Here is a 3,554-nt window from a genome sequence, read left to right as displayed (position 1 = left end):
AACATCGGGCCAAATCTGTTCCATCAATAACGCACAGTTTCGTGGCTGATCTCGATGCCGCGCTCGTGCAAAAGATCTTCAACATTGCGAAGCGAAAGCGGAAACCGAACATACATCATGACGGCCAACCGTTTCCGTCGCGCGTTTAGCCAAGCGCTTCAGACAAGCCTCCTGACTCAACTTGTCCAACTTCCACAAGATTTTGACTAGGTGCCAAAAGAAACAAAACGCTGGCTCGCCAAATTGAGGGGCACAAGCGGCCAATTGAGCCGCCGCACCATCAACAAAACTCGGGGCTATGATGCGATCTCGTCCAAACAAACTGTCAACGCAGTTCGGTCAGGTTTCTCCGACCGGACTTATCCCAATCCATCAAAAAGAACGCGGTAACTTTTTGTTTTCGCGCTCTTTGCCCGAAACATTCACCGCACTTCTTGCCGCAGGGTTCGTCACTTTCATCCTGTTGCCTCTCATCTCGGCCGCCGCACGCTCTGTCTCGGGTGACCTGGCCTTTCCAGTGGACTTAGTCTTCGCTCTCGGCATTTTTGCGGCCATAGCTGCCTTCGTGCTCAGAGGACAGACGCCACGAGCCTTACTCGGTCGCGGTTTGATATGCCTTGGGACGGCACTCATCGTTACGCCCGTGGGCCTGTCTGTTCTGTTCGCGTTTTACCTGTATGACTGGTTGGCAATCGTGACGGGTACGGCTGTTCAGCAGCCCGGAAACATCGCCGCATCCCTGTTTGGCGGCGTCTTCTTTGCCAATGCTCTCGTCTTGGGATTGGCCTTGGGAAGTGTATCCTTGCTAATTGGGCGCACGCTCATACTTGGGCGCTCAAAACCACTTCTCCCACCTTATGAACTTCAATCAGCGGCCCAACCGCTTTGCGATCGGTCACCATGAAATCGCATACCCAAAACCTCGCTCACAGCGACAATCAGGCGTTCGGAACGATGGATTCAGTTCATATATTTTGTCGCGCCGGACGAAGCTCGCGCGACTGTCCAAGAACGGTTGACCCACCCAGAAGGCGTTAAATTTGTTGGCGTGCCTACAATTTGAAAACAGCGAAGCAAGTCCTTGACCGCACGCAACCGGAATTGCTTCTGGTCGACGTAGTGCTTTAGGGCATGCGCAGCGCTGATGTTACTTCATACACGTCAACAACCCTGCCGGACTTCAGGATATTCGCGCTTATCCGAGACCGTGTGTATACCGAAACGATGTCAGTGGTGGATCGCTTTCCCACTTATGGTCAATCCTCCCAGCCGGACAGCAACCCCTGAACGTTCCTTCAGATCAAAAAAACGCCCTGTGTCATCAAAGGAAAAATATCGAGGCCGGTTTTGAATTACGTCAAAGGAGAGCGTTTGTTTGTGGCGAAGGCTAGGAAAAGTCCTGTCCGCTTCAAGATGACTTCTTCTGACAAGCCACACTAGAAAAACTTCCTGCATGCGACCTTCACCCCCAAGGGCCAGTCCTGGATGATGGTTTTGTGCTTCGAGGATTGCTGCTTCCATCGGCTGCGTTCGACTGCTGGGCTAGCATTCGCAACGCAGCTATCCGATTTGCCGTCGACGGGTGAGTTGAAAACAGCTTGTCACGTGAGTGCACATGAAGTGGATTGATGATGAACATATGTGCGGTCGCTGGATTTCGCTCTGCAGCGTCGTTGTCGATGCTTGCAGCTCCTTGCTGAATACGTTCGAGGGCAGACGCCAATGCCAGAGGTTGACCGCAAATCTCGGCGCCGACGCGATCGGCGGCGTATTCTCTTGTCCGACTAATGGCCATTTGGACCAAACCCGCAGCCAATGGCGCCAAGATCATCAGCGCAATGGTCCCCACTAGACCAACGGCACTATCCCGTCTTCCACCAAAGAACAGTGCGAAGTTTGCTAGCATCGTAATTGCACCCGCGAACGTGGCAGTTACGGTCATAATCGCAGTGTCATGGTTCTTGATATGTGCAAGTTCGTGCGCGACAACGCCCGCCAGTTCATCCCTTGTGAGGGTCTGCAGTAACCCCTTAGTGACGGCAACGGCAGCGTTGTTGGGATTGCGCCCAGTAGCAAATGCATTGGGCTGGGGTGTTTCAATCAAATACACAGCGGGCTTTGGCATGCCCGCGTTCTTTGCAAGATCCCCGACCATTTGAGACAACCCCGCATGGTCACCGGATGAAACTGGCCTTGCGTTGTGCATACCAAGGACCATTTTGTCTGAGTTCCACCAGGTAAACAGGTTCATGCCTGCTGCCAGCACCAATGCGAACAGCATGCCCACCGCTCCTGCCAGAAGGTATCCCAACCCCATGAACAAGGCCGTCATCGCGGCCATCAATAATGCAGTCTTCGTATAACCCATTCGAAGCAGACCTCTACGCGGCTCATACATGATGTGTGATCAATATGTTCATGTTGCAATGATTGTCGCCCCGATCTGCGGCAATGGGGGTTCTTACGCTGAGAAAATGGCGATTTCTCTTCGAACTAAAATAGAGATAAATCATTTAAATTCAATAATATGAACCTGAACCCTCACTAAAGATCGTGCTGCAATGTGTGAACAATCTTACTTTCAAGCAGTTGGGTTTCTGACAGTATAGACCAGTGTGTTTCAACAAGTGTTGTTGGTTAGAAGATGTATTTTACCAAGTTCGAAGAACCGTTTTGCGCGGTCTATGACATCCGCAAAGATGAGTTTGCCCGGAAATATCCGTTGCTGGACAATAGATCTGTTTATGCGCAGTGGAAGAAAGGTTCCTGGCAAATCACGCGAATAGGTGAGATCTGGAAGAGGACCGGAAAGGTTTTCTCTGTCCCATATGAAGGCATCGACGCGTACCCATCTTTTCAGTTCGCAGAAGACGGAACTCCGCTTCCTTTGATGCAAACTGTGTTAAAGGCGCTGCCGGCCGACATGACGCCTTGGCAACGAGCTTTTTGGATGACCTCCGCTAAGGCTGAACTTGAAGGAGGCAATCCCGCGAACTCCATTCAAACTGACGATAACCGTGTGGTCGACGTGGCAAGTAAATTCGGTGAAGATTTCCTCAACTAAATGAGTTTCCATCAAGGAAATTCGATTACAGATGTGATTTCCTGCCGATCTATTGCCGCCTCTAGCAACAGAGCCACAATACTTTATGTTGGCCGGCCTATCCAAGCCAGCGCCATGTTGGGCTTGAGCAAAATGACCTCGTCTCCGTGTTGAATTTGAAGAGAGTGCAACTGCGGAAGACTGCTTGCCCCATCATTCAGCGCCACCGTTTGTCCCCGCGCAGTGTGCGGATCAGCCATTGCGGTTACCGACAGAGACTTTCGGCGAGTAGTCATGGCATTCACTTGGAAGTCGACCTCCGAGTGTCCAAACACCTATGCAACGTCCCAGCACTTTTGTTCAAGATGAACGACAAGCCCCTCGAAACGTAAAGTGGGCTTTGAGGCATCAGGAAGCTTTGTTTGTACACTTGGCTGGCATCCTCACGTGTAGGAACTGTGGTAGACTGGCTCCGAGGACATTCTAGCAGGAGATCTCCCGGTGCTACCGA

Annotated in this window: 3 protein-coding genes and 1 pseudogene; 2 read left to right on the top strand and 2 right to left on the bottom strand. The window is 51.6% G+C overall.

The annotated features are described in order from the left end of the window. Positions 1-29: 29 nt before the first annotated feature. Positions 30-119, bottom strand: a pseudogene (locus DK510_RS23235) (IS6 family transposase); the annotation flags it as partial. Positions 120-301: 182 nt separating this feature from the next. Between DK510_RS23235 and DK510_RS05245 the strand changes: the two are divergent. Then, entirely contained in the window at positions 302-904 is a 603-nt protein-coding gene (locus DK510_RS05245; protein WP_160116453.1) for a hypothetical protein, read from the top strand. Positions 905-1,462: 558 nt separating this feature from the next. Here DK510_RS05245 and htpX read toward each other — a convergent pair. Then, on the bottom strand, positions 1,463-2,368 hold the full coding sequence (htpX, locus tag DK510_RS05240; RefSeq protein ID WP_109311227.1) for a zinc metalloprotease HtpX: 906 nt from the start codon (positions 2,366-2,368) through the stop codon (positions 1,463-1,465). 276 nt (positions 2,369-2,644) lie between these two features. On the opposite strand from htpX, the gene DK510_RS05235 reads away from it, so the two are divergent. Next, positions 2,645-3,064: a hypothetical protein gene (locus tag DK510_RS05235; RefSeq protein WP_109311226.1), complete on the top strand. Its 420-nt coding sequence runs from the start codon at positions 2,645-2,647 to the stop codon at positions 3,062-3,064. Positions 3,065-3,554: the final 490 nt, after the last annotated feature.

It is taken from the genome of Ruegeria sp. AU67 (assembly GCF_900312795.1).
Lineage (GTDB): Bacteria > Pseudomonadota > Alphaproteobacteria > Rhodobacterales > Rhodobacteraceae > Ruegeria > Ruegeria atlantica.
Note: the sequence above shows the minus strand (reverse complement) of the source record. Positions and strands in the feature narration are given on the sequence as shown.

Excerpts from the sequence above, each read along its gene's own strand:
- DK510_RS05245 (WP_160116453.1), top strand. The coding sequence starts at position 302 with ATGCGATCTCGTCCAAACAAACTGTCAACGCAGTTCGGTCAGGTTTCT.
- htpX (WP_109311227.1), bottom strand. The coding sequence starts at position 2,368 with ATGGGTTATACGAAGACTGCATTATTGATGGCCGCGATGACGGCCTTG.
- DK510_RS05235 (WP_109311226.1), top strand. The coding sequence starts at position 2,645 with ATGTATTTTACCAAGTTCGAAGAACCGTTTTGCGCGGTCTATGACATC.